Origin of the sequence: Paracoccus rhizosphaerae, assembly GCF_026162645.1 — a bacterium.
Taxonomy (GTDB): domain Bacteria; phylum Pseudomonadota; class Alphaproteobacteria; order Rhodobacterales; family Rhodobacteraceae; genus Paracoccus; species Paracoccus rhizosphaerae.
Genome location: NZ_JAOTBE010000184.1, coordinates 1 through 1,077, shown reverse-complemented (window position 1 = coordinate 1,077; position 1,077 = coordinate 1). Strand labels below are relative to the sequence as shown.

Genomic DNA, 1,077 nt, shown 5'->3' with positions numbered 1-1,077 from the left:
GCAACTCATGCCTGAGGCGTGATGGCCCCTTTCCCCGTCGGCGTCATGCCACGCGGACGATCTCAGCGGTGCCGAGCGCATTGAAGCGGTTGATGAGGGCGATGCGGATCTGGATTTCGGCGGTTTGTCGGTCCGGGTCTCTTGCGGCGATGCGCTCGCCGAAGGCCTCGAGGCACCGCATTTTCGCCTCGATCCGGCTTCGGACATGGTATCCGGTCCATCGCTTCCAGAACGCCCTGCCATAGTGCCGGGTGGCGCGTAGGGTTTCGTTTCGGGTGATCGCCGCCGGGCAGTCCTCTTTCCACGGCCGACCGTTTTTGCGGATCGGAATGATCGGCGTGGCCTGACGGTCGATGATGGCGGCGTGGCAGCGACGCGTGTCATACGCGCCATCGGCGGTCACGGTGCCGATCTCTTCGCCCTCGGGGATCTGGTTAAGCAGTTTCGGCAAGATAGGACTGTCACCATCGCTGCTGGGAGTGAATTCCACGGCGCGGATGTCAGACGTGGCGGCATCCATAGCCAAATGCACCTTGCGCCATTGACGACGGCCCTGAACACCGTGCTTGCGCGCCTGCCACTCTCCATCGTCAAGAAACTTGATGCCATTCGGCGCGGCGCTCGGACCGATGGCGCTTGCGCCTCATTGTCGACCAGCAGGTTCAGGGGGCCATTGGCGCGCCGATATGGGATCTGGACGGCGAGCGCCTTCTGCCGACGGCACAGGGTCGTGTAGTCCGGCACCGCCCAGTCCAGGCCCGCCAACTTCAGCAGGCTGGCGACCATCCCGGTCGTTTGCCAGAGCGGCAGCTTGAACAGGACCTTGATAGTCAGACAGAACTGGATCGCCCTATCCGAGAACAACGCGGGGCGATCGGGGCTGCCGTCATGGGGCGCGAGCCAGGTCATCTCCTTGTCCAGCCAGATCAGTAGCGACCCCCGCTTGCAAAGCGAAGCCGTGTAGCTGGACCAGTTCGTCGTGCGGTAGCGGGCGGATGGAGGCTTGCTCATGCACCTCGTCTAACCACAGGGAATTGCGATGGGAATCTTTCGCAGACAGAGTTCTGCAACAACGCC

General features: G+C 63.0%; 1 pseudogene. It reads right to left on the bottom strand.

The window, feature by feature from the left end:
• Positions 1-43: 43 nt before the first annotated feature.
• Positions 44-1,011 (bottom strand): annotated as a pseudogene (locus OC184_RS20330) (IS5 family transposase).
• Positions 1,012-1,077 lie beyond the last annotated feature (66 nt).